Raw genomic sequence first — 24,350 nt, forward strand, 5'->3', positions numbered from 1 at the left:
ATTCGCGGCGGCCGCCTGAAAAAGTGCGAAGCCGCCGCGAATCGTGAAAACGGAGAATTATTCGGCAGGCTTTCCAAACACGAACCAACGGCCTTCCTCGTCGTTGGCAACCACGTCGTAATCGGCCCCAAGATGCTCGAGCAAGGCTTCATATGCAGAGGTTTCGAGCGCCTTTGACGCGCTCATGTCGAACATTCTCGGGCCGCTGCCGCCGTTTTGCCTGCGAATCTCGGCCATCTGCGCGGCAATCTGCTCGCGCAGCGCGCGAGACCCCATGCCGCCTCCCACATAGGCAACGCCGCCCGGAGCAAGCAGCGCATAGAGGTTTTTAAAGGCCGCCATCTGATCGTCCCAAAAAGGCATGCTGCCGCGCGAGACGATCAGATCGAACGTAGTGCCAATGCGCTCGGCAAGGTCTGCGGCGCAAATATCGCTGCAGCACGAAGACAGCATGGTCGACGTACGGTTTTCGCTTGTCAGTTCGCCCCTTATGCGGTCTTCGGCCATCTTGAGCGCATCGGCGTTTTCGTCAAGCAGGGTCACATGGTCGAATGCGCCCTCCCGCAACACGGCAAGGGCCAAATGACCGCCGCCGCACCCGACATCGAGCATGCGCCCGCAGCGCTTGCCCGTGCGCTCGACAACGGCTGCGGCAATAACGGGATAAATGGGAGCGAACAAGCGCTCCGCAATGGCATCGTACTCTTCGGCATTATGCGACATGAGAAATCCTTTCGACAAAGAAGGCATCGCAACAGGCGATCGTCCAAGCGCGCAGAAACGGCGCGGCATACGGAGAAAAAGGCTACAGCGGAACGCACACGGTGGTGGTAGAGCCGTCCCGCAGCCCCACATCCACCACATCAAGCGGCGTACGATAGATGTCCTCCAGCCGCTCGCGCGTCATGACATCGCGCGGGGCGCCGGTTGTCACCATGCGACCGTCCTGCATCACAAACACGCGGTCGGCGCAGAAAAACGCATGATGAGGGTCATGGGTCACCATGAGCACGCTCACTCCGGATTTCGTCAGCTCGCGCATGCGCGAAAGCACGATCTGCTGGTTGCCGAAATCCAGACTGGCGGTTGGCTCGTCCATGATGATAAGGTCGGGCTGCTGGGCAAGACAGCGCGCGATTAGGATAAGCTGGCGCTGGCCACCGGAAAGCTTCGTATACGTACGAGGAGCAAGACCCTCGATCCCCAGAAGGCACATGGCCTCCCAGGCTATCTCGCGGTCGCGCCGGTCGATGCGCGAAAAACGGTCGAGATACGGGCTGCGCCCCATAAGCACCACGTCGGCCACCGTGAACGGAAACGGCGGCGTATGAGCCTGCGGCAGATAGGCGAAAATGCGCGCGCGTTCCTGCTCGGTCATCTTCACCACCGTGCGGCCGTGCATCCGCACATCGCCGGAAAACGGCTTTTCCAGGCAGAGGATGTTTTTGAGCAACGTGGTCTTACCGCACCCGTTCGCGCCGATGATGCAGGCGAACTCCCCCGCCTCCATAGACAGCGAAACGCCATGCACGATTTCTTTATGCCCATAGCCGCAACGCAGGTCATGAACGGAAATCAGATGTTCGGCCATGCTCACCACCCCTTGATGTTGCGACGGAAAATGAAGATGAAGAACGGCACGCCTATGATGGCGGTCAGGATGCCGATGGGAACCTCGGTCGAAGCCATGAGACGACAGAGGTCGTCCACAATCAGAAGATAGCCCGCCCCTATGAACATGGACGTGGGCAGCAGCACCTTGTAGTTAGGACCCACGATAGAACGCGCCAGGTGCGGGATGACCAAGCCGACCCAGCCCACAATGCCGGCAACGGCGACGGAGCAGGCCACGATGAGCGTCGATGCGAATATGACGATCAGGCGAACCCGTGCGGTGTTCACACCCAGGCTGCGCGCCTCTTCCTCGCCGAAGGAAAGCACGTTGAGCTTCCAGCGCTCCAGCAAAAGCAGGCCGAAGCCTATGGCCATGGGCGCCACAATCATGGCCAAATCAACCTGGTCGATGCGAGAGAAGCTTCCCATCAGCCAAAATGTAATGGCAGGAAGCTTATCATTTGCATCGGCCATGAACTTCACAAGCGATGTGAACGACTGGAACAGCGTGGTGACCAGCATGCCGCCCAGGACAAGGCCCAGAAGCGCATCGTATTTGTTCACCATCTTGTTCATCCACACGGCGCCGCCCACGGCAACCATAGCGCCTATGAAGGCGAAAAGCTGCACCATCATGTTCGACATGCCGAACAGAAGGGCAAGGCACGCACCGAAACTAGCGCCGGCCGATGCGCCCAGGATATCCGGCGAAACCAACGGGTTTTTAAACATGCCCTGATAGCTTGCGCCCGCAACGGCCAGGGCGGCGCCGACGAGCATAACTACCAGAATGCGGGGCAGGCGAATATTGGTCAGGGCCGTGGCCATTTGCTGGTTCACTTCCACATAGGACATGTTCAACCCGAAATTCGCAAGGAAATCGGCAAGGGCGTTGTTGGCAAGGCCCCCAAGCGTGGTCACCAATTCAACAGGCGTTATGGGATATCGACCCAATGCAAAAGAAATGACGACAATTGCCGCCAGCGCAAACCCGATGGTAATTTTCACCCACGGCTTCACCTTGCGGTCAAGCGCGTCAGCGCACTGTGCGCCTTGTTCGCAACAGGTCTGCGCAGACCCTTGGAAAGCCGCATCGTCATTTAAGGCGGCCGCAGATCGAGGCGGCCGCTTCCAGAACTTCAATCCCCCCATATTCCCCCTTGCGTTCGCAATCAGCGATGCTATTATTCATTTATTCTCGTTTAAGAATATATCTGAATGAGGATATTATACTTCAACGCACTTCGCACGCAAACCAATCCCATTCCGGGTCTAGGGCGCAAGCCGCCCGTCTCATGGAAAAGAAGGCGCCCGGCTAAGGAAAAAGCAAGGTTGAAAGCAACAAAGAGGAAGAGAATGGGGATGTCCACAAAGAAACAAAGGCTGATAAGCGTCATAGCGATCGCATGTCTTGCCATGGCTCTTGCCGTGTTCGCAGGATGCTCGAGCGCAGAAGAACCCGCTTCCGAACCGTCGGACACTTCCGCGCAGACGCAGACCGAAACCGTAGACCCCATGGCCGATCGCACCATCACCGACGACGCCGGCCGTCAGGTAACCATCCCGGGAACGGGTGCCTTGGAAAAGATCTACTACACCGGCGCACCCGGCCAGATTTTCTGCTTCACGCTGGCTCCCGAGCTCGCCGCAGGAAGCACCATGGAGTTTTCCGAGGCAGAGCTGGCATTCCTTCCTGAAGGAACCGGGGATCTGCCCTACCTTGGAACGCTTTCCGGCGGAAAGGAACTCAATCCCGAGGCAATCATGGCCGAAGGCGTGCAGGTCATTTTCTCCGTCACCACCGCAACCCCCGGCGATTACGACGTAAGCTCCGCCGACGACCTGCAGAACCTGACTGGAATACCCGTCGTCGTCTTGGACGGCTCTTTGGACGCCACCCCTGCCACCTATCGCACGCTGGGCACCCTGCTCGGCAAGGAAGACGAAGCCGAAAAGCTTGCCAGCTATTGCGAATCCGCGCTGAGCAACGTGAAGAACGCCGTTGCCGAAATTCCCGAGGACCAGCGTGTAAGCCTGTATTACGCCGAAGGTTCCGAAGGCCTTCAAACCGAGCCCAAGGGTTCGACGCACTCCCTTGCATTCGATATCGCAGGCGCGAACAACGTCGCCCAAGACGTCGAAGCCGTCAAGGGCAAAGGCATGAGCCCCATATCCCTTGAGCAGGTTCTTGCCTGGAACCCGCAGGTCATCATTGCCTGGGACGACGAAGTGCGCGGTGGTGCCGATGAGATCATCCGCACCGACAGCAACTGGTCTACCATAGACGCCGTAAAAGAAGGCCGCGTCTATACCATGCCCAACGTGCCCTTCTCCTGGTGCGACCGCCCGCCTGCGGTCAACCGCATCCTGGGCATTCAGTGGATCGCCAACACCTTGTATCCCGAAGCCTACGATGTTGACATGGTCGAGGTGACCAAAGAGTTCTACAGCATGTTCTATCACGCGGAACTCACCGACGACCAGGCGCGCGAAATCCTGGGCAACAGCTACGCGCAGTAGCCGTCGCTTTCCTACAACCTACTCTTCGGCACCGTCCCCCACACATTCTTCCGGTGCCTCGCTTCCAAAGCCGCAGTAAGCCCCTGCTTGTTGCGGCTCCATCGTTGAAAGGAACGCCGTGAGAGACCATTCCAACCACATTCAAATTTCACGAGAAGAAACCGTGGCAGGGCTGCTTGAGGCCTGCCATTTCACCCCACGAATCGAAATGGTGCGCCTCGACCAGGCGTTCGGGCGAGTTTTGGCAAAAGACGTCACGGCGCGCTGCACCATGCCTAACGTCTTGACCTGCCGCATGGACTCCATCGCCGTGCGCTGGGCCGATTTCGAAAACGGCATTCCCGACACCTCCTCGTGGGTGCGCGGCCGAAACTGGCAGTTCGCCAACACCGGCACGGCCATGCCCGAAGGCTTCGATACCGCCATTGTTATCGAGCACGTGAGCGTTTCTGCAGACGAGCAGCACGTCAAAGTGCACGCGGCCCCTTCGGCCCAGTTCGCCGGCACATCCGCCGTAGGCTCCAAGATGAAACGCGGCGACATTCTGGCACAAGCCGGCGACACCATAACCCCCGATGTTGCCGCGCGCATCGCAAGCGGCAACATAGCCAGCGTTGCCGCGTACGCCAAACCCCGCATAGCCTTCATCCCCACGGGAAACGAACTGGTGCCCGCTGGCTCGGCGGAAGTTCCCCTGGGTAAAAACGTCGAATCAAACAGCCTGGTCGTCCGTGGAAAAGTCGAAGCATGGGGTGGCGAGTTCATGCCGTTTGACATAGTCCCCGACAATCCTCAGCTCATTATAGAGGCGGTCAAAAGCGCCTGCGCATGCGCCGACATCGTGGTTTTAAACGCAGGGTCGTCGAAAGGCTCTGAAGACTGGTCGGTCGAGCAGCTCGAGGAAATAGGAACCATCATCTGCCACCAGACCAACCACGGCCCCGGACACCATAGCTCGGCCGCCGTGGTTGACGGCACGCCCGTCGTAGGAATTTCAGGGCCTCCGTTCGGCGCGTCGTTTACGCTTGGGTTCTATCTGCTTCCCCTTATGAACCTGTTCTTGGGACAAAGCCCCGAACCGCGCAAAATTCCCGTTCGCCTCACCAAGGCCTTCCCCGCCGCAGGCCCCATGTCGGGCTACAGCGCAGGAAAAGTCTACGCCGGCGAGGAGCGTCCGCCCGAAGCGGTTGACGGCACGCAGTTCTTCAGCGTCCGCATGCTCGACGTGAACCTCACCGACGAAGGCGCACTTGAAGCGACACCCGTTCCCGGACGCCCTGGATCTGCCGCCACGCTTTCCGCAAATGCGCTGTTCATGCTGGAATCGGGCCTGAATGCGCCGAAGCCTGAAGCGGGAGACATCATCTGGGCTGAGCTAAGGTAGGGCCGAAGCGGCAGCGCAGCCCCTTCGCAAGAATACAAAATCAAACGCCTGCCGCCTTCATCGATGGCGACAGGCGTTGTTTTCACACCCGAAACTCGGCGAAACCGAGGACTTGCAGCGATTGGTCATCAACGAATGCGAGAACCGCCCGGTTCCTCTTTGGCGGACACATAGACGCCGCTTTCTGGAAAATACGTCAGACGCAGCGCGCCTTCGGCGTTTGCCACGTCGGAAAGTTTCGAGCTATCCCTTTCCGCCACGGTGATGACAACGTCGCGTTCGTCGACGGTTCTGAAGGTCATGACGATCGAATCTTGGCTAAAGCCGCTATAGCGCCCGGTTGCGCGGTCCTCTTCGACGTCAACAAGCCAGCACAAGTCGGTTTGCGGACCGTGCAGCAGATCGATTACGGCATCTCGGGCCTGAAACGCGCCCGCAGCAAAGCCGAACATCGTAAGGAGCACGAACAGGGCCGCAACGCCGGCTTTGCCAAGCATGTCGAAGGAAACGGGATGCTTTTTACGGTAAATACGATACAGAACCACGACGCCGATGCAGGCAGCCAGCACAACAAGCAGTTTAAGCAGCCGCGCAGGAGTCGGATCGCCCTCGCCGAACACCACAATCACGGCAAGCGCCACAAATCCCGAACCCACATAAGCAATGCAGGCAATGACGAATCGCGCTATTTCCCGTGCAAGCTTGACGGCGGTGGCCCCGAAGTCTGCACGAACACCGCCTTTGCGCTCCTGCGCGATACTGACCAGCAGAATCGCAAACCCGACGAACGAGAAAGCGAACAGCACGAACCCCGCAGCTATGAGCAGGTACCGAAAAAGGCCCACGTATCCGATGGAGGGCGCCCACTCCCCTGCCAGCAAGATGCCGAACGCAGAAAACAGCACGACCACCGCAACAATGCCGATTACTTTCTTCGACGACATAGAAATCACTGCTACGCAACCTCCGCTCCTGCCCTGTAAACGCCACGATGCCCAGCGGCTCGCAGAATCGTATCACAGAAGGTGCGGCGCCATTGACGGCCTCAGCTAAAAGGGCGGACGCAAGAAACCCCGCACCCGCCCTCTGCGCCCATAAACCCTTACGCTATGCCACGGCCTCGCCCATCAATCGTTCCCTCTTCTTACGGGCAACGGCGCGATCTTTGCCGCACTTCGGCTTGGAAAGCGGACAGCGTTTGCTGCAGCACGGGCATGTGCCCAAATCGAGCTTGAACGATGCGGCACCTGCGGGCCTGCGCCCCTTCTTTGCCGCTTTGTTCTTCTTGGGCGTTTTGCTTCCCTTTGCATCGCTGCAAGACGAAAGGCTCTTCCCGAGTTTTTTCGCTGCTTTTCGAATAGTCTTCTCGCGCTTTTTCTCAGCCTTGCGCATGGCGGCATCGTCGCACTTCTTGCTAGATTTGCGCATGGCGGCATCGTCGCGCTTTGACGCCCGCATCTTCTCGAGCTTTTTCATCTGCTTTTTCGAAAGCTTCTTTTTCGATTCGTCGTTCTTTTTCTTGGCTGACATGACGGCTCCTATCTTTTGTTAGCCGCCATAATACTCGATAATTGTTACTAAGTTAGAATCAATTAACTTTTTGAACAGAATTCCAGGTGGGCAGCCTGCAGGATTCCGAGTGCGCAGCATTCAAAAGGGGTCGAGAGCATGCTCCCGACCCCTTTCACGCTCTTGAACGGCGCAGGCAAATCGCGATTGATTTTGCTACCTCTCGGTGCGGCTCTTCTCGATTTCCAGGGCGCCAACCTCTTCAGTGGCACCGCATCCGCAGCCGCAGCCCGCAGCGGCCTCTGCCGCAAGCTTCTCAGCATCGCGCGCTACATCGCGCATTCTGCGCGCCTCGGCCTCCTTGCCTTCCAGGTTCGCTTTCGCCACCGAAATCATCAGCTTGATGCGGTTGAGCTGATTGACTTCGGAAGCGCCCGGATCGTAGTCAACCGCCACGATGTTGCTTTCGGGATACCTGCGACGCAGCTCTTTGATCACGGCCTTGCCCACCACATGGTTCGGCAGGCACGCAAACGGCTGCGTGCACACCACGTTCGGAGCGCCCGTGCGAATGAGCTCCACCATCTCAGCCGTAAGCAGCCAGCCCTCGCCCATGGAATTGCACAGGCTCAAAATCTCACTCGCGTATCCGGCCAGCTCGTAAATATCGGCAGGGGCCTCGAAACGATGCGATGCACGCAGCGCGTCGTTGATCGGCTTGCGGAACTTGTCAAGCGCCCACAGGGCAATACGGCTTCCCACCGCGCCCTTGGCGGAACGACCCAGGGGATCTTTCTGGAAGATGGCGCCGGCAATGCCGAACAGAAAGAACTCGGTCAGACCCGGAACCACGGCTTCGCAGCCTTCGTGCTCAATCACGTCGACAATCTGGTTGTTGGCCGTAGGGTGGAACTTCACCAGAATCTCGCCCACCACGCCAACGCGGGGCTTGGTTCCCTCACCCACCAGCGGCAGCGTATCGAAGTCCTCCACAATCTTGCGAACGGTGCGCTTCCACTCCGCGCGCTTCAACCCGCGCGCAAGCTGTCCCTTGCATTCGGCCATCCAGTGATCGAAAAGCGCCTGAGCCGCTCCAGGCTCCGCTTCGTACGGACGTGTGCGATACAGACACATCATCAGCAGGTCGCCGTACAGCACGCCGTAAATTGCCTGCAAAAGCATCTTCGGCGTGATTTCGAACCCGGGATTGCTTTCCTCGAGCTTCCTGAACGAAAGCGAAATGACCGGGATATGACCCAGACCCGCCGCCGCCAACGCCTTGCGAATAAGCGCGATGTAGTTGGTAGCGCGGCAGCCGCCGCCGGTCTGTGTGATGATGACGGCCAGCTTATCGGTGTCGTAACGTCCACTCATCACGGCTTCCATAATCTGGCCCGTCACCAAAATGGACGGATAGCAGATGTCGTTGTTCACATATTTCAAGCCGGCATCCACCGCACCGTGGTCGACGCTGGGCAACAGCTCGAAGTTATACCCGTTCTTGCGGAAAATCTCCACCAGCAGATCGAAATGGATCGGCGCCATCTGCGGGCACAAAATGGTGTAGCCCGCCTCTTTCATTTCTTTGGTGAACTGCACCTTCTCAAACTCGGTAGAAGACGCCTCGCGCTGCTTGATTAAAGCATCCGCTTGGGCAATCACGCGCGCCGCCTCAGCCTCGGTCAGACCCGTCTTGTTATCCATACGCATCTTGGCATGGCGCGAGTGCTCCCTCATCTCGTCCTCGGGAACAGCCGCCTCGGTGCTGTATTCCTTGTTCATGGCAACCGTAGGACATGCCATGGGCGCACGATTCGCCTCGGCACGTTCATCGGCTTTGTCTTTCAGCGCGGCAAGCAGGGAACGTACGCGAATGCGCGCAGCGCCCAGATTAGAAACCTCGTCAATCTTGAGCACGGTGTATACCTTGCCCGAAGCCTCCAAAATCTCTTGCACCTGATCGGTAGTCAACGCATCCAGGCCGCACCCGAAGCTGTTGAGCTGGATGAGGTCGAGGTCGTCACGTTGAGTGGCAACTTTTGCCGCAGCGTATAAGCGCGTATGATACATCCACTGGTCCACCACGCGAATCGGACGCTCGAGCGTGCCGAGATGGGCGATGGAATCCTCCGTGAGCACCGCCAGGCCGAAGCTTGTCAAAAGCTCGGGGATGGCGTGGTTGATTTCCGGGTCGTTATGATACGGACGCCCCGCAAGCACGATGCCGTGCGTACCGGTCTCTTCCATCCAGCGCAGCGTTTCCTCGCCTTTCGCGCGAATGTCGTCCTTGAACGCCTCGTCTTCGGCCCATGCGGCATCCACCGCCTCGGCCACTTCGGCACGCGTGGGCGCAGCGCCGTGGCGGCACGTTGCATCCGCGAAGTTCTCGTACAACTCCACGAACAGGCGCTCTTTGAGCTTGTCTTTCTGGTCGTAAGGCAGCCAGGGGTTCAAAAACGCCGCATTGGACGTACGCAGCTCGTCAATGTTGAGACGCAGCGCCTCCGAATAGCTGGCGACGATCGGGCAGTTGTAATGGTTGCCAGCCCCGGCGTCTTCAAGACGCTCCCATTTGGCGCACGGCATCCAGATGAAGTCTACGTCTTTGGTCAGAAGGTTCATCACATGCCCATGCGAAAGCTTCGCGGGATAGCATACGCTCTCAGACGGCATGCTCTCGATGCCCGCCTCGTAGGTTTTCTTCGAGGATGAATCGGACAACACCACGCGATACCCGAGCTTCGTGAAGAAGGTGAACCAGAACGGATAGTTCTCGTACATGTTGAGCGCGCGAGGAATGCCCACCGTGCCACGCGCAGCAGCTTCGGCAGAAAGCGGCTCGTAGTCGAACAGGCGATGGCTTTTGTAGTCGAACAAATTCGGCAGCTCGTTTTCGCCGTTCAAAACGCCTGCGCCCTTTTCGCAGCGGTTGCCCGTTATGAAGCGGCGGTGTTTGCCGGTCTTCTCGTCCAGGCCGAAGTCGTTCACCGTAAGCAAACAATGATTCGAGCACGCCTTGCAACGCACGGTTTTATGCGTGGGAGCGAGCGATTCGATCTGGTCGAGAGGCAGCAAGGTTGAAACAGGAGCGACGAACGCCTCGCCCGCCCCTTCGGCCTGCTGTGCTTCATACGCCGCCTCGGCGTCGCGAAGCGTCGCTGCATAGCGGTCGCGTGCAAGCAGCGCAGCGCCGTATGCGCCCATGTTGCCGGCGATGTCCGGACGAACGGCATTCACGCCCGACAGCTGCTCGAACGCACGCAACACGGCGTCGTTGAGAAACGTTCCGCCCTGCACGATAACCTTCTCGCCCACTTCGTGCGGGTCGCGAATCTTGATAACCTTGAACAGCGCGTTCTTGATGACCGAGATGGCCAAGCCGGCGGCGATATCGCCTACCGTGGCGCCTTCTTTCTGAGCCTGCTTCACGCGGCTGTTCATGAACACCGTGCAACGGCTGCCAAGGTCAACCGGATGCTCGGCGGCGTTGGCCGTCTTGGCGAATTCGGTCACATCCAGGTTCAAGCCAGTCGCAAAGCTCTCGATGAAGCTGCCGCAGCCAGAGCTGCATGCCTCGTTGAGCATGATATGGTCAATGATGCCGTCGCGCACGCGCAAGCATTTCATGTCCTGACCGCCGATATCCAAGATGAACTCGACGCCGGGAAGCATTTGCTGGGCGCCTCGCAGATGGGCCACAGTCTCGATCTCGCCCGAATCCACCCGGAGCGCTTCGATCAGCAGGCCTTCGCCGTAGCCGGTCACGGTTGCATGACCTATGGTCACGAAGGGCTCTCCCGTATTCGCGTCCACGGGAAGCGCGCCGTACATATCGGCGATGGCACGCTTGGCGGTTCCCAAAACATCGCCTTTGTTATTGGCGTACGAGCTCCACAGAAGCTCGCCGTCTTCGCCAATCAGGGCGGCCTTGAACGTGGTAGAGCCCGCGTCTATGCCAAGATAAGCTGTACCGGCGTAGGCCATCAAGTCGCCGCGAGCAACCTTTTCCTTGTCGTGGCGTTCCTTGAACTCAACGAACTCCTGCTCGTTTGCGAACAAAGGGTCCAGGCGTACCACTTCGCTACCTTGGATATCGCCTAGGCTGCGCAGGCGCTCGAGCACATCAGAGAGCAGCTCGGGCTTGCCTTTCGCACCGCAGATTGCCGCACCGCTTGCCACGAACAAATGTGCGTTTTCGGGACGGATGGCGTGTTCGTCATCAAGATTAAGCGTTTCACAGAAGCGCTTATCCAGTTCGGAAAGGTATTGCAAAGGGCCGCCCAGCAATGCGACGTTACCGCGAATGGGGCGTCCGCACGCCAGGCCCGAAATGGTCTGCGTGACCACGGCCTGAAAAATGGAAGCGGCAATGTCCTCCTTGCGCGCGCCTTCGTTGAGCAGCGGTTGCACATCGGTTTTCGCGAACACGCCGCAGCGACTTGCGATGGGATAGATGGTGGTATGGCTTTTTGCGAGTTCGTTCAAACCGCCCGCATCGGTGTCGAGCAGAGCCGCCATCTGGTCAATGAACGCACCCGTGCCACCGGCGCAGGTACCGTTCATGCGCTGCTCTATACCGTTGTCGAAATAGATGATTTTTGCATCTTCGCCACCAAGCTCGATCACCACGTCGGTCTGCGGAATGAAGGTTTCCACGGCGGTTTTGGACGCAATGACTTCCTGGACGAATTCGATGCCGAGCCACTGGGCCAGAAGCAAACCGCCTGAACCCGTGATGGCGATGGTCATAGGCGTATCGGGATACTGCTCGGCAGCCTCCCCCACCACCTCGATGATGGTCGCGCGAATGTCTGCATGATGACGCTTGTAGCACGAATGCTGGATGGTGTTCTCGTCATCGAGAACCGCCACCTTAACCGTGGTCGATCCCACGTCAATGCCGATATGAAGCGGCGCATGATGCGCGGAAACGCCGCCCGTTTGGTCGGAAGCCTCTTCGGATGCAAGACGACGGGAAACAGCTTCCTGATTGTTTGCGTTCATGGTCTTATCAGCCATGAGATTCTCCTTAGCAATCACGTGTCTTCGTCTCAGAGCCCTACATGGTGATGGGCTCGCCTGGTTTTATGAAAAGGAGCTTCATGGCAATAAGCGCCATTTCCTCCGAGCTTTCTTTCATGCCTGTTTCAACCCAATGGCCTATGAATCCAAGATAGGCCCCGGCGTAATAGGCAATGTAGTAGTTCACGAACGGCGTGGGATTTTCCCGATACTGCTCGTGCAAGAGCGACATGATGAACTGACTGCACACAGCCTCGCGCAAACGCGGCCCGAAGCGTACGTCGCCGCCCGGCCCAAGCACCGCGTGCAAAAAATCTCCTTCTTCACGAAGGTAGTCGAACAGCTCCACCAGAACGGGGAAAGGTTTCTTCGTAACGAGGTACCCCATGAGATCTTTGATGGAAAGGGCGCTCATTTTTTCCTGAAACACAGCAAGGCCCCGAAGGACCTCGTTTTCGAACGTCTGGAGCAGACAGTCTTTATCTTCGAAATGATTATAGAACGTGCCTCGATTGAGGCCGGCGCGCTGGCACAGGTCGTTTACCGTAAACCCGTCGAAACCGCGCTCCTCCATAAGGGAGATAAGGGCTTCTCGCAATGCCGCCTTCGTACGAACAATACGAGGGTCGCACGTGCGCGACGACGCAAGCGGCCGTGCGGCACCCGCCATTCTGAAAACCTCCCCCGCAGGAGACGTGAGCCCCTTTGCGGCCATGGCCATGCATGCCTCCTTTCGGCACATGAACGACCGCCTACTTTTAGACAGTCTGTTCAATTGCGGATTGTACCCTTGCATACGCCCCTAATCAACATAGTGTCGAAAAATGAAGGCAAAAACGAAACGAAGATAGAAGGCCGCAGCGGGCTTGTTTGTGCGCTTTCGCATTCACGCACGGCCGTATGAAAGAGCGCACCCGGCGAGCACCTGGCGAAATCGGTGCACAAAGAAAAGACCGCAGCCAAGGGCTGCGGTCTTTTCAAAAGACGAACGCTGCCGCGCTATGCGGCAGGTTTGTCAACGACCAGCATGTTTAACGCTGCTCGTTGCGACGACGGAGCGCGTACGCGCCTGCACCCAGAGCCGCAACGCCTGCTGCTGCAGCTGCACCGACGAGCATCATGCTGCCGTCGGAAGTCTGGGGAAGCGTGGTCGGCTGAGCTTCTTCGTCAGCCTTTGCGGGTTCGGCATTGGAACCCTCAGCGTTGCCGTTTTCGCCCTGTGCCTGATTCTCATCGGCACCCGGCGCCTCAACTGCGACCTTCTGCCACACGCCGTACAGCGTGATGTCGGCGGTCACGGGAGTGGCGAAATCATACAACTCCATGGTCTGCTTATCGAGAGTCCAGCCAAGGAACTTGTAGCCCGCAAGCGTGGGATCGCCCGGACGGGCGACGGCCTTGCCGTCCTCGACCTCGACAACCGTGTCATTGGTGGCGTCGATGCCGTCGCTAAAGGTCACCTTGTGGGTGACGACCTGCGGATCGACGGCCTTCCAGTGAGCAACCAGGCTCTGGTCGGTGTTCGGAGCACGGGTCACAGTGAAGTCGATGATGGCGTCGGAGCCCATGTAGCTCCAGCCTTCGAAGACATAGCCGTCGCGGGGAGCGGGGGTGACGACGTTCCAGTTGTACACGCCGGCCTCAATCTGAGACATGGGATAGGTGACGTCGCCCAAAACGGTAGTTTGGTCTTCGTCATAGAACGTGAAGGTCACGTCCTGCTCGACAGGATCGCCGATTTTCTCCCACTTGGCAACAAAGGTGGCATCGTGCTGGGGGCCTGCGACAGCGGCGGGGTCGACCACGTAGTCGGTACCCTCATAGCACCAGCCGACGAACTCGTAGCCTTCCTTGGAGGGCTTGACAACATCCCAGTTGTACACGCCTTCAAGAGCCTGCTCATAGGTGTAGGTCACGGATCCGAGAACGGTCCAGTCTTCGTCAACGAAGGTGTAGGTGACGGGCTCCTGGACGGGGGCCTCCGCCTTGTTCCACTTCGCGACGAAGGTCTGGTCGTGCTGGGGGCCTGCGACAAACGCAGGGTCGATCACGTAGTCGGTGCCCTCGACGCACCAGCCTGCGAACTCGTAGCCTTCCTTGGAGGGCTCGATGACGTCCCAGTTGTAAAGACCGGCAGCAATCTGTGCGTAGTCGTAAGTCACAGAACCAAGCACCGTGACGCCGTCCTCATCGACGAAGGTGTAGGTGACGGGCTCCTGGACGGGGGCCTCCGCCTTGTTCCACTTCGCGACGAAGGTGGTGTCGCTCTGAGGACCGGCAACGGTTGCAGGGTCGATCACGTAGTCGGTGCCCTCGACGCACCAGCCCGCGAACTCGTAGCCGGGCTTATCCGCAGGAGTGACGACGTCCCAGTTGAAGACGCCCTCGAGAACCTGCTCGTAAGAATAGGTCACGTCGCCCAGGACCGTGCCGTCCTCATCGACGAAGGTGTAGGTGACGGGCTCCTGGACGGGGGCCTCCGCCTTGTTCCACTTCGCGACGAAGGTCTGGTCGTGCTGAGGAGCAGCCACGACGGAAGGGTCGATCACGTAGTCGGTGCCCTGGACGCACCAGCCTGCGAACTCGTAGCCTTCCTTGGAGGGCTCGATGACGTCCCAGTTGTAAAGACCGGCAGCAATCTGTGCGTAGTCGTAAGTCACAGAACCAAGCACCGTGACGCCGTCCTCATCGACGAAGGTGTAGGTGACGGGCTCCTGGACGGGGGCCTCCGCCTTGTTCCACTTCGCGACGAAGGTGGTGTCGCTCTGAGGACCGGCAACGGTTGCAGGGTCGATCACGTAGTCGGTGCCCTCGACGCACCAGCCCGCGAACTCGTAGCCGGGCTTATCCGCAGGAGTGACGACGTCCCAGTTGAAGACGCCCTCGAGAACCTGCTCGTAAGAATAGGTCACGTCGCCCAGGACCGTGCCGTCCTCATCGACGAAGGTGTAGGTGACGGGCTCCTGGACGGGGGCCTCCGCCTTGTTCCACTTCGCGACGAAGGTCTGGTCGTGCTGAGGAGCAGCCACGACGGAAGGGTCGATCACGTAGTCGGTGCCCTGGACGCACCAGCCTGCGAACTCGTAGCCTTCCTTGGAGGGCTCGATGACGTCCCAGTTGTAAAGACCGGCAGCAATCTGTGCGTAGTCGTAAGTCACAGAACCAAGCACCGTGACGCCGTCCTCATCGACGAAGGTGTAGGTGACGGGCTCCTGGACGGGGGCCTCCGCCTTGTTCCACTTCGCGACGAAGGTGGTGTCGCTCTGAGGACCGGCAACGGTTGCAGGGTCGATCACGTAGTCGGTGCCCTCGACGCACCAGCCCGCGAACTCGTAGCCGGGCTTATCCGCAGGAGTGACGACGTCCCAGTTGAAGACGCCCTCGAGAACCTGCTCGTAAGAATAGGTCACGTCGCCCAGGACCGTGCCGTCCTCATCGACGAAGGTGTAGGTGACGGGCTCCTGGACGGGGGCCTCCGCCTTGTTCCACTTCGCGACGAAGGTCTGGTCGTGCTGAGGAGCAGCCACGACGGAAGGGTCGATCACGTAGTCGGTGCCCTGGACGCACCAGCCTGCGAACTCGTAGCCTTCCTTGGAGGGCTCGATGACGTCCCAGTTGTAAAGACCGGCAGCAATCTGTGCGTAGTCGTAAGTCACAGAACCAAGCACCGTGACGCCGTCCTCATCGACGAAGGTGTAGGTGACGGGCTCCTGCATAGGGGTCTCCACCTTGTTCCACTTCGCGACGAAGGTGGTGTCGCTCTGGGGACCAGCGATGGCTGCAGGGTCGATCACGTAGTCGGTGCCCTCGACGCACCAGCCCGCGAACTCGTAGCCGGGCTTTTCGGGAGCAACGACAGCCCAGTTGTACACGCCGGCAAGAACCTGCTCGTAGGTGTAGGTGACACTGCCGAGAACCGTACCGTCAACGTCCTTGAACGTGTAGGTGACATCTTCCTGGACGGGAACGTCCTGCTTGTTCCACTGGGCGTAGAGGTTCGTGTGCCTGTCGAGCTTCGTTCCCTCGACGAACGGCTTGGTGCCGGCGGAGTCGTAGGTCCAGCCAGCGAAATCGTAGCCCTCGCGGGTCGGGTTCTCGGGGAACACGACCGTGCCGTCGTCCTGCGTGGCGATGTCAAGGAAGGTTGCGCCGGAGCTGAAGGCGCCGCCGTTGGCGTCGAACAGGACCGTGGTGAACGCTGCGGCCTGCTTGTTCCACTGGGCGTAGAGGTTCGTGTGCCTGTCGAGCTTCGTTCCCTCGACGAACGGCTTGGTGCCGGCGGAGTCGTAGGTCCAGCCCGCGAAGTAGTAGCCCTCGCGGGTCGGGTTCTCGGGGAACACGACCGTGCCGTCGGCTTGCGTGGCGATGTCAAGGAAGGTTGCGCCGGAGCTGAAGGCGCCGCCGTAGGCGTCGAACAGGACCGTGATGACCTCTGCGGGATCTGCGGGATCTGCGGGCTCCGCGGGATCTGCGGGCTCCGCGGGATCTGCGGGCTCCGCGTAAGGCTGCTGCCCCGCACTGTCTGCGTCGACCGCAAATGCGGCAGGCGCCACCGGGCCGGCTGCCATAAGCAGGCACAGGCCCGTGGCGATAGCCGCTCTTGGTCTTGTATATTTCATAAACATTCCTCCTTTGGTGCGCATGAGCGCGGTCGCTTCTCATTGCGCTATCAACCATATGCAGCAGGCGGTTCTGATCGATTTGCGCAATATATACGCTAAAAAGATACCCCCCCCCGTATATCGAAGTCAATGTCAATCTTCCCTTTACCGAACTTATCCATGGGTAAAAACTCCTGATTATCCCGACGTTTTTCCTATGCATTCCAGCCTATTCCAACCAATGTTGCGCAACATTTCTTGCCCAATTCCAAGCGAAATCGCTCCTCTTCTTTCGCAACATTCCTAAAACTTCCCCATAGACGCAAAAGGGCCGCTTCGAAAAGCGGCCCTTTTGCGTCTATGGGTATATAAAAATTATTTCTCCACGATCGGAATCTCATCCTCTGTGCGTTCATCCAGATTTTTATCCCATACATAATGCTTGGTTTCGCGAGCAATCATGCCGGAAAGCAGCAGCACCATCAAAATGTTAGGAATCGCCATGAACGCGTTCGCAATGTCGGACGTCGTCCAGACAATATCCGCCACGCCGACCGCACCCAAAAACGCGGCAAGCACGTACACGATCTGATACGGACGAATGGCACGACGACCGAACAAGTACGTCACGCAACGGTTTCCGTAATAGCTCCAACCCAAGATGGTGGAATACGAAAACAAAATCATGCCAATCACCAAAACTGGCGTCCCCACGTAGGGGATGGAGGCGAATGCGGCGCTCGTCAAATCTGCGCCCGCCATGATTCTCCCCTCAGCAATGCCACTCACAAGCTCAGGATGGGCAAGCATCGTGGAGACGAGCACAATACCTGTCAGCGCGCAGATGACAACCGTATCCCAGAATGTACCCGTCATGGAAACCAGAGCCTGGCGTGCGGGATTGCGCGTTGCCGCCGCTGAGGCAACAATGGGGGCAGAACCCAAGCCTGATTCGTTGGAGAACAGACCTCGTGCACAACCGAACTGAATAGCCGCCATGATGCCGCTGCCCAGCAGGCCGCCGAACGCCGCCTGCGGGTTAAACGCAGATTCCACAATGAGACACATGGCTGGCCATACGAATTCGATGTTCATGCCGATGATGACCACGCAGCCCCATGCGTACGCGATGGCCATGAACGGGACGAGCTTTTCGCATACGCTCGAAATGACGCGCACACCGCCGAAGATGACGATGGCGACCATGATGACGATGGCAAGACCGATCGCCCATGTAGGAATACCCGGAAAATTCGACACGATGACGCCCGTCATGGAGCTTGACTGCACCGCCGACCCTATGCCCATGGAGGCGACCGTGGTCAGCACGGCGAACGCCGTGGCGCCGAGCACAGCCCACCAGGGCGTCTTGCCGTTCTTTTCAAACGCCCTGCGCCATGCATACATGGCACCGCCGAGCATATCTCCCTTTTTATCCTTCACACGGTACTTGACCGCCGCATAGACCTCGGAATATTTCGTGGCAATGCCGAACACGCCCGTAAGCCACATCCACAATACGGCACCCGGACCGCCCGCCATGATAGCCGTCGCCACGCCGACGATATTGCCTGTTCCGATTGTCGCCGAAAGCGCTGTGGTCAAAGCGCCGAACTGGCTGATGTCACCTTCGGCGTCAGGGTCTTTCGTGATGGAGAGCTTGATGGCCGTAGGAAGCTTGCGCTGGATGAAGCCCGTGCGCACCGTCATGTAGATGTGCGTGCCCAGAAGCAGCAGAATCATAGGCGGACCCCACACCATTGCGTCAAGCGTGTTGATGGCAGAAACTATCGCATCCATGTTCGTTCCTTCCCCGAAACGAACGTCGTACGGCGGTTCTGCTACAGCATTCGTCCGCTACGCAGATAAGCGCACTGCCCGCAATCGGATCGCCGCCGTATGACGATCGTCGTTGGCTGTCAGAATGCTCGGATTATACGGGCGTCGCCCTTTTAGCCCGACGCTTTAGCATGCGAAAGCGTTTTCTGCTCGGCAAAAGGCGCGAGGGCGGCAATCGAGCCGCCCTCGCGTGTGAATCGTTATGCCCTATTTCTTATGCGCGAACATAACATGCCTGACAAAATAGGCCAATGCGAAAATAACCGCGCAAATACCGATGCCCTTCAGAAGCAGATCGACCGGCTGCGCACCATGAATCAGCAATCCCAGGAAATACACGCCCATAACAACCACGATAACGCCGACAAGCTTCTCCTTCAAATCGTCCAGATTGTGAATCTGCAACCACGAAGGCATATCGATCCCGTCGTCGATGAACAGCGAATACAGACCAACCGACATGATATAGAGCACCACAGCAAGCAGGTAGAAGTCAGCGTATTCTATATACTCCACCAGCATGTCTTGCATGCTCAAATGGCCCGTTGCCGCCTCCACCGTCACAACGACCGTGGAAATAAGCGTTGCAATCGTAAGCGCAATGGAGGAAACGAACAGCCCGACACTCGGCACCACGGCCATGAATCGTGAGTATCCCACCAGCTTGCGCTCACGACGTCTGCCGCGGCTTTCCTGCTGGCAATCGTCCTCTTCGAGAGACGTCTTCTTTTTGTCAGACAGTTCAGAGCCGCTCTTGAATTCCTCATCATGGCTGTCTTCAGCGGCACGCAACAAGGGGGCATTCTCCGTCACGGGGCTTCCTCCTACAAACAGATCAAACGAACAAGGCCATACGCGCAAAATATCGGTTTTCACGACGACGGTGCACCAATCGCGCCTTGTCAAATTCTTCGTCGGTCGCAAGAAACGCCGAGCCAATCCGATGGCACCGCCTATTCAAGCAATTGTAGCCGCCGGCACTGCCCCTGCACGCAAACGTCAGCGGGCTGTTGCTTTCCCGGAAAACCACAGCCCGCCATAACCTTCAAGCTTCGTCGAAGGTGCTTCAACTATACGCATGCCGTCCAAGAAAAGACCCCGAAAAGACGACTCGAACCGAAATAGAGGAATTGCCTTTCCCCTTGATTATCACTATCTCCCGGCAAAGTCCCACTCATATCAAAAGCCGCCTGCTGCAAGTGCTGCAACAGGCGGCTTCCTCATGCAAGATTATTCGATTTGGTCCTATTTGCCCTCTATGACGGGGATATCCTCCTCGTAAGCTTCGTCAAGATGACCTTCGTAAACATAATGTTTGGTCTCCCGTGCGATCATGCCAGACAGCAACAAGACCATGATGATGTTCGGGATGGCCATAAGCGCATTTCCAATGTCGGAAATAACCCAGACCACATCGCCCACGCCGATAGCCCCCAAGAAGCCAACGATGACATAGAGAATCTGGTACGGAAGAATGGCACGGCGACCGAAGAGGTACGTTGCGCAGCGGTTGCCGTAATAGCTCCAGCCGAGAATGGTTGAGTACGCGAAGCTGATCATGCCAATGACCAGGATGGGCGTACCCAGATACGGAATGGTCGCAAACGCCGCACTTGCAAGCGCAGCGCCTTCTTTGATGGAGCCGCCTTCGACAATGCCCGGATGGGCAAGCATGGTGGAAACAAGCACGATACCCGTGATGGCGCAAATGACGACCGTGGACCAGAACGTGCCCGTCATGGCAACCAGCGCCTGACGAGCGGGGTTCTTCGTTGCCGCAGCGGCTGCAACGATAGGAGCGGAGCCCAGGCCGGATTCGTTGGAGAACAAACCGCGGGCGCAGCCAAACTGTAGAGCGACCATGATGCCCGATCCAACGGCACCGCCGAATGCCGCCTTCGAGGTGAATGCGCATTCGAAAATCAGCGCGAACGCAGGACCAATGTACTGCCAGTTGATGGCCATGATAACCAGGCAGCCCACTGCATACGCCACAGCCATGAACGGAACGAGCTTTTCGCATACGACCGAAACGGTTTTCACGCCGCCGAAGATGACGACAGACACCAGAATAGCGATGACCAGGGCAATGAGCCACTCGGGAATGCCCGGGAAGTTGGATTCGATGATGCCCGTCATAGCGGCAGACTGAACCGCCGAACCCGTGCCGATGGTGGCAACGATGGCGAACAGCGCGAACGATACCGCACCGAGCTTCGCCCACCAAGGCAAAGAGCCATCCTTGCGTTTGAAGGCGCGCTCCCATGCATACATGGCGCCGCCGAGCATTTCGCCCTTATGGTCTTTCACGCGATATTTGACGGCGGCGTAGACCTCGGAATACTTCGTGGCAATGCCGAACACGCCCGTAAGCCACATCCAGAACACCGCGCCAGGGCCGCCCGCGATAATGGCCGTCGCCACGCCGACGATAGAACCTGTGCCAATGGTGCCCGCAAGCGCCGTCACCAACGCGCCGAACTGGCTCACGTCGCCCTCGCTGCCTTCGTCGTTGACCACGGACATCTTAATTGCCTTGGGCAGCTTCCTTTGAATGAAACCCGTACGGATGGTCAAGAAGATATGCGATCCAAGCAGGAGGCAAATCATCAAAGGGCCCCATACAACGGCATCGATCTGATTAAGAATGCCGACAATATCCATGCGTTTCCGCCTTCCCCATTTTTACGTTAGCGTATTATTGTACGCCGATGCGGTTTTCCATTCGGGTGAAAAATGAATTAAACCTGAAAAGCGTTACGGAAAACAAGACATGTGGAAAAGCCCATTTGGGTATAATTTCTTCTATCCGGCGTGTTTTAGCAATGCAATTGGGATTCGCGCACAAGTCGCACTCCACTACGACCAGGCTCTACACACCCAGACAGCTCTTGCAGCGAGAGAGTCCATGACGCAAGTGAGCCCACGCATCCAAGCATAGCCCAACGCGCAAGAGCCAGTGCGGCGCTTTCTTTGAAAGTACCCGAGGCAACGCCCCGCCTCCAACCCAAGACCGCAAGATCCTCTCAATCGGGGCACGAGAGGATTTCTATGCCCAAACTCGACCGCGTTACATACAGCCATATCACAGCCCTGCAGATTCACCGCTTCATGCAGCGCAATCTCGCCACCACCCTCGCCAGCCCCAGCCGGACCAGAAGCGCGCCACAAACCTCGGTTTCGACACACGACGCGGCGACGGTCCTCGCAAACGCCCTACGAGACCACGCCATCGGTTCGCGCGAATTCCGCAACGCGAGCGAGGCGCTAGAGTTCCTTTCGCTCGAAGGTGTTTGCGCTCCGCTTCACTTCGTCACCTCCTCACAAGGGCAATGTCGACGCAAAGGAGATATCGAGGCGCACCTACTCAGCACGCAGGTTTCGTCCGATTCCTTTTTCGAGCTGGCAAGAGACTGCCTGGTATGCTCCCCCGAACTCGCTTTCGTACAATGCGCCGACAGGCGAACCGATTTTACTTGGCTGCTCGAGCTGGGCTATGAGCTGTGCGGCACGTACCAAACCGCGCGCACGGGACTAACCACCCAATACGAAGTCCAGGCGCTCACGTCGACGCAGCGTATTCGTGACTTCCTGAAACGCAACCCCTCCCTTCGCGGGTCCCGCCTTGCGCGGCGAGCCCTTCTTTATATGTCCGATGGATCTGCTTCTCCGCGAGAAACCGCACTTGCACTGCTCCTTGGATTGCCGCGCCACCTTGGCGGATATGGACTTGAAATCCCTCTCATGAACCGCCCCGTCAAGCTGAACGAGCAAGCGGCGTCCATCGCGCAACGTGCCTCGCTGCGCTGCGATCTATGTTGGCCGAAATCCAAAGTGGACGTCGAGTATCAAAGCGATTTCGCACATCAGGGAGAGTTCGCGCGAATACGCGATTCGCGGCGAGCGAACGCGCTCGCGACAATGCAGTGGACAACAATCGGCGTTACAAGTGAGGAGATGAACAGCATGGCTGCGTGTGACGCCATTGCGGAAGCGGTCCGAAAGGCCACGCAAAAGCAACGACGCGCAAATCCTGCGGATTTCGAGAGAAAGCACCGCGAGCTTCGTTGGAAGCTGGAACTCCCCTGCTAAAGTGCAGTACGACGGCCAGGGTGCGATGCAACGGAACAGGACCTGCGGCGGCGTGGCGCTACGCGCAACCAGCCGGAACACACAGCAACTGACGTAACGCGAAAATCGCCGACATGCCCCACCCTGAGCCCGAAAATGCACCAAAACACACTTACAGACTCGCATATTGCACGAAACGTACCGATCGCCGACATAAGCCACTCTGCTTGATTAATGTAATTCCACATTATTTAGTATTATGTTGACTTATTTGAATGATTTCACAATAAAAAGGGGCAGTTTACCTCCTCTTTGATACGTTTCGTGAGTTTTGCGATAGCAAAGTCGGCTTCCTGTGCATTTTCCTAAAAAATAAGCGCGCCCAACGAGGCTCCTGTCGAACGGCGCGTCCGGACAGGATTCTGGGCGAAGGGCATGCCCGACGGGGCTACGGCCGAACGGCGTGCCTGACAGGATCCTGTGCGAAGCGGGGCTCCGGCCGAACGGCGCACCCAACGGGAACCTGGCCAAAATACAATACCCAACGGAGCCCTGGGCGAAACGCAATACAAGAGGGAATGTCCCATACTTCAAAACAAACCTCCCGAGAAGCATCGCGGCCAATCCTTAGTGCTATAAGTTCCACTTGAAAGGTGCGTTTCAGACCGCCCTCCAAAACACCACCAACTCGCCCTACGCATGCGCGGCGAACCAATAAGACTCACCTATAGCATCACTTGTTTTCAACGCTTTCAGGGAATGCAAGAGCTTTCAGGGCCGAAAACCCCGCAGCGCAGTAAGAACGGTGCTACAATGCGCACCATGAATTCTGTTTCAGGGCGGGGTGAAATTCCCCACTGGCGGTAATCGAAGTCCGTCGGCAAACGCGTCGCACAACGCAGCTCGCCGGCATTTCGTCAGTCCGCGACCCTGGCGCTGCGCGCCAGGCTGATTCGGTGAAAACCCGAAACCAACGGTCACAGTCCGGATGGAAGAGGCAGGGTTCGCACGACGGTCGACCCTTTTCGGGGCCGTATTCTCATGCGAATGACAAGCCCGTATTGGAATTCATACGGGCTTGTTTCTTTCATGCGGGACAAGAAGCAACCTCATCTGCAAGCCGTCCCGCACGAAAGGCGATTACCATGGCCGCAAACGCAAAAAAGCCCCAGTTCAACAATTCGAACAGATGGAATACACGCCAGCTTGTAACCATGGCGCTTATGTGCGCCATAGCATCGCTGTTCTCCTTCGTTCAGATACCCCTTATTCCAGGCGTTTCATTCCTGACCTACGACCCCTCTCTCATGCCCGCTATGGTCTGCGGGTTCGCCTTCGGGCCTGGAGCAGGCATCGCCGTGGGATCGATTGCAGCCGTCGTCCATGGGCTTATCCTGGGAGAATGGATCGGTTCGCTCATGAACATCTTCGCCACGGCATTCTTCGTCCTGCCGGCCGCTTTGCTGTATAGGCGCATGCACACGTTGAAGGGCGCCATCGCAGGCCTCGTCATCAGCGTCATCACGGCAACGGCAGGAGCCATTCTCGTCAACCTGACCATTGGCGTATGGTTCTATTACGGCAGCGCCGACGTTATCATCCCTCTGATCCTTCCCGCCCTTTTGCCGTTCAACCTTGTAAAAACCATTTTGAACGCCCTGCTTACCCTCGTGGTATACAAGGCCGTCTCTAATCTCATCACCCCGAAGAAAGACCGCGTGAAGGGCCGCCCCACAAACCAGGCCGCCTAAGCAAACGGCACGCATCCTTCGCCGCCACGCCGATTCCAA

At 58.0% G+C, this 24,350-nt stretch carries 15 protein-coding genes and 1 riboswitch; of the genes, 4 read left to right on the forward strand and 11 right to left on the reverse strand.

Features of this window, described 5'->3' with window-relative positions:
- Positions 1-57: 57 nt before the first annotated feature.
- The 3 genes from HMPREF9451_RS06160 to HMPREF9451_RS06170 form a co-directional block, all read right to left on the reverse strand.
- Positions 58-723, reverse strand: a complete 666-nt coding sequence (locus HMPREF9451_RS06160; RefSeq protein WP_009139439.1) for a class I SAM-dependent methyltransferase — start codon at positions 721-723, stop codon at positions 58-60.
- An 82-nt stretch (positions 724-805) separates the two neighbouring features.
- Positions 806-1,591, reverse strand: a complete 786-nt coding sequence (locus HMPREF9451_RS06165; protein ID WP_009139440.1) for an ABC transporter ATP-binding protein — start codon at positions 1,589-1,591, stop codon at positions 806-808.
- Between the two features lie 2 nt (positions 1,592-1,593).
- Positions 1,594-2,766, reverse strand: coding sequence for a FecCD family ABC transporter permease (locus HMPREF9451_RS06170; RefSeq protein ID WP_009139441.1), 1,173 nt, complete (start codon positions 2,764-2,766; stop codon positions 1,594-1,596).
- 204 nt (positions 2,767-2,970) lie between these two features.
- On the opposite strand from HMPREF9451_RS06170, the gene HMPREF9451_RS06175 reads away from it, so the two are divergent.
- The gene (locus tag HMPREF9451_RS06175) at positions 2,971-4,134 is read left to right on the forward strand and encodes an ABC transporter substrate-binding protein (RefSeq protein ID WP_009139442.1); all 1,164 of its coding nucleotides are present in this window, start codon (positions 2,971-2,973) and stop codon (positions 4,132-4,134) included.
- 118 nt (positions 4,135-4,252) lie between these two features.
- Entirely contained in the window at positions 4,253-5,518 is a 1,266-nt protein-coding gene (locus HMPREF9451_RS06180) for a molybdopterin-binding protein (protein ID WP_009139443.1), read from the forward strand.
- A gap of 128 nt (positions 5,519-5,646) precedes the next feature.
- On the opposite strand, the gene HMPREF9451_RS06185 is transcribed toward HMPREF9451_RS06180, so the two are convergent.
- The 8 genes from HMPREF9451_RS06185 to HMPREF9451_RS06220 all read right to left on the reverse strand — a co-directional run bounded on the left by HMPREF9451_RS06185 (position 5,647) and on the right by HMPREF9451_RS06220 (position 21,153).
- Positions 5,647-6,462 (reverse strand): UbiA family prenyltransferase, encoded by an 816-nt coding sequence (locus HMPREF9451_RS06185; RefSeq protein WP_040626103.1) that lies wholly within the window; start codon positions 6,460-6,462, stop codon positions 5,647-5,649.
- Positions 6,463-6,625: 163 nt separating this feature from the next.
- Positions 6,626-7,048: a hypothetical protein gene (locus HMPREF9451_RS09850; RefSeq protein ID WP_009139445.1), complete on the reverse strand. Its 423-nt coding sequence runs from the start codon at positions 7,046-7,048 to the stop codon at positions 6,626-6,628.
- A gap of 195 nt (positions 7,049-7,243) precedes the next feature.
- Positions 7,244-12,046: a 2-hydroxyacyl-CoA dehydratase gene (locus HMPREF9451_RS06195; protein WP_009139446.1), complete on the reverse strand. Its 4,803-nt coding sequence runs from the start codon at positions 12,044-12,046 to the stop codon at positions 7,244-7,246.
- Between the two features lie 40 nt (positions 12,047-12,086).
- Positions 12,087-12,770, reverse strand: coding sequence for a TetR/AcrR family transcriptional regulator (locus HMPREF9451_RS06200; RefSeq protein ID WP_009139447.1), 684 nt, complete (start codon positions 12,768-12,770; stop codon positions 12,087-12,089).
- Between the two features lie 310 nt (positions 12,771-13,080).
- Complete coding sequence (locus HMPREF9451_RS06205; RefSeq protein WP_009139448.1) at positions 13,081-16,668, reverse strand: InlB B-repeat-containing protein; 3,588 nt, start codon at positions 16,666-16,668, stop codon at positions 13,081-13,083.
- Positions 16,669-17,025: 357 nt separating this feature from the next.
- The gene (locus tag HMPREF9451_RS06210; protein ID WP_009139449.1) at positions 17,026-18,450 is read right to left on the reverse strand and encodes an alanine/glycine:cation symporter family protein; all 1,425 of its coding nucleotides are present in this window, start codon (positions 18,448-18,450) and stop codon (positions 17,026-17,028) included.
- Positions 18,451-18,696: 246 nt separating this feature from the next.
- On the reverse strand, positions 18,697-19,302 hold the full coding sequence (locus HMPREF9451_RS06215; RefSeq protein WP_009139450.1) for a YqhA family protein: 606 nt from the start codon (positions 19,300-19,302) through the stop codon (positions 18,697-18,699).
- Positions 19,303-19,734: 432 nt separating this feature from the next.
- Positions 19,735-21,153 (reverse strand): alanine/glycine:cation symporter family protein, encoded by a 1,419-nt coding sequence (locus HMPREF9451_RS06220; RefSeq protein WP_009139451.1) that lies wholly within the window; start codon positions 21,151-21,153, stop codon positions 19,735-19,737.
- 387 nt (positions 21,154-21,540) lie between these two features.
- Here HMPREF9451_RS06220 and HMPREF9451_RS10130 point away from each other — a divergent pair, with 387 nt between their 5' ends.
- On the forward strand, positions 21,541-22,581 hold the full coding sequence (locus HMPREF9451_RS10130) for a hypothetical protein (RefSeq protein ID WP_009139452.1): 1,041 nt from the start codon (positions 21,541-21,543) through the stop codon (positions 22,579-22,581).
- 805 nt (positions 22,582-23,386) lie between these two features.
- Positions 23,387-23,564: riboswitch (FMN riboswitch) on the forward strand.
- 141 nt (positions 23,565-23,705) lie between these two features.
- Entirely contained in the window at positions 23,706-24,311 is a 606-nt protein-coding gene (locus HMPREF9451_RS06230) for an ECF transporter S component (RefSeq protein WP_009139453.1), read from the forward strand.
- The last annotated feature ends 39 nt before the right edge of the window (positions 24,312-24,350 follow it).

Source organism: Slackia piriformis YIT 12062 (assembly GCF_000296445.1).
Classification (GTDB): domain Bacteria; phylum Actinomycetota; class Coriobacteriia; order Coriobacteriales; family Eggerthellaceae; genus Slackia; species Slackia piriformis.

Excerpts from the sequence above, each read along its gene's own strand:
- HMPREF9451_RS06160 (WP_009139439.1), bottom strand. The coding sequence starts at position 723 with ATGTCGCATAATGCCGAAGAGTACGATGCCATTGCGGAGCGCTTGTTC.
- HMPREF9451_RS06165 (WP_009139440.1), bottom strand. The coding sequence starts at position 1,591 with ATGGCCGAACATCTGATTTCCGTTCATGACCTGCGTTGCGGCTATGGG.
- HMPREF9451_RS06170 (WP_009139441.1), bottom strand. The coding sequence starts at position 2,766 with ATGGGGGGATTGAAGTTCTGGAAGCGGCCGCCTCGATCTGCGGCCGCC.
- HMPREF9451_RS06175 (WP_009139442.1), top strand. The coding sequence starts at position 2,971 with ATGGGGATGTCCACAAAGAAACAAAGGCTGATAAGCGTCATAGCGATC.
- HMPREF9451_RS06185 (WP_040626103.1), bottom strand. The coding sequence starts at position 6,462 with ATGTCGTCGAAGAAAGTAATCGGCATTGTTGCGGTGGTCGTGCTGTTT.
- HMPREF9451_RS09850 (WP_009139445.1), bottom strand. The coding sequence starts at position 7,048 with ATGTCAGCCAAGAAAAAGAACGACGAATCGAAAAAGAAGCTTTCGAAA.
- HMPREF9451_RS06195 (WP_009139446.1), bottom strand. The coding sequence starts at position 12,046 with ATGGCTGATAAGACCATGAACGCAAACAATCAGGAAGCTGTTTCCCGT.
- HMPREF9451_RS06200 (WP_009139447.1), bottom strand. The coding sequence starts at position 12,770 with ATGGCCATGGCCGCAAAGGGGCTCACGTCTCCTGCGGGGGAGGTTTTC.
- HMPREF9451_RS06205 (WP_009139448.1), bottom strand. The coding sequence starts at position 16,668 with ATGAAATATACAAGACCAAGAGCGGCTATCGCCACGGGCCTGTGCCTG.
- HMPREF9451_RS06210 (WP_009139449.1), bottom strand. The coding sequence starts at position 18,450 with ATGGATGCGATAGTTTCTGCCATCAACACGCTTGACGCAATGGTGTGG.
- HMPREF9451_RS06220 (WP_009139451.1), bottom strand. The coding sequence starts at position 21,153 with ATGGATATTGTCGGCATTCTTAATCAGATCGATGCCGTTGTATGGGGC.
- HMPREF9451_RS10130 (WP_009139452.1), top strand. The coding sequence starts at position 21,541 with ATGCCCAAACTCGACCGCGTTACATACAGCCATATCACAGCCCTGCAG.
- HMPREF9451_RS06230 (WP_009139453.1), top strand. The coding sequence starts at position 23,706 with ATGGCCGCAAACGCAAAAAAGCCCCAGTTCAACAATTCGAACAGATGG.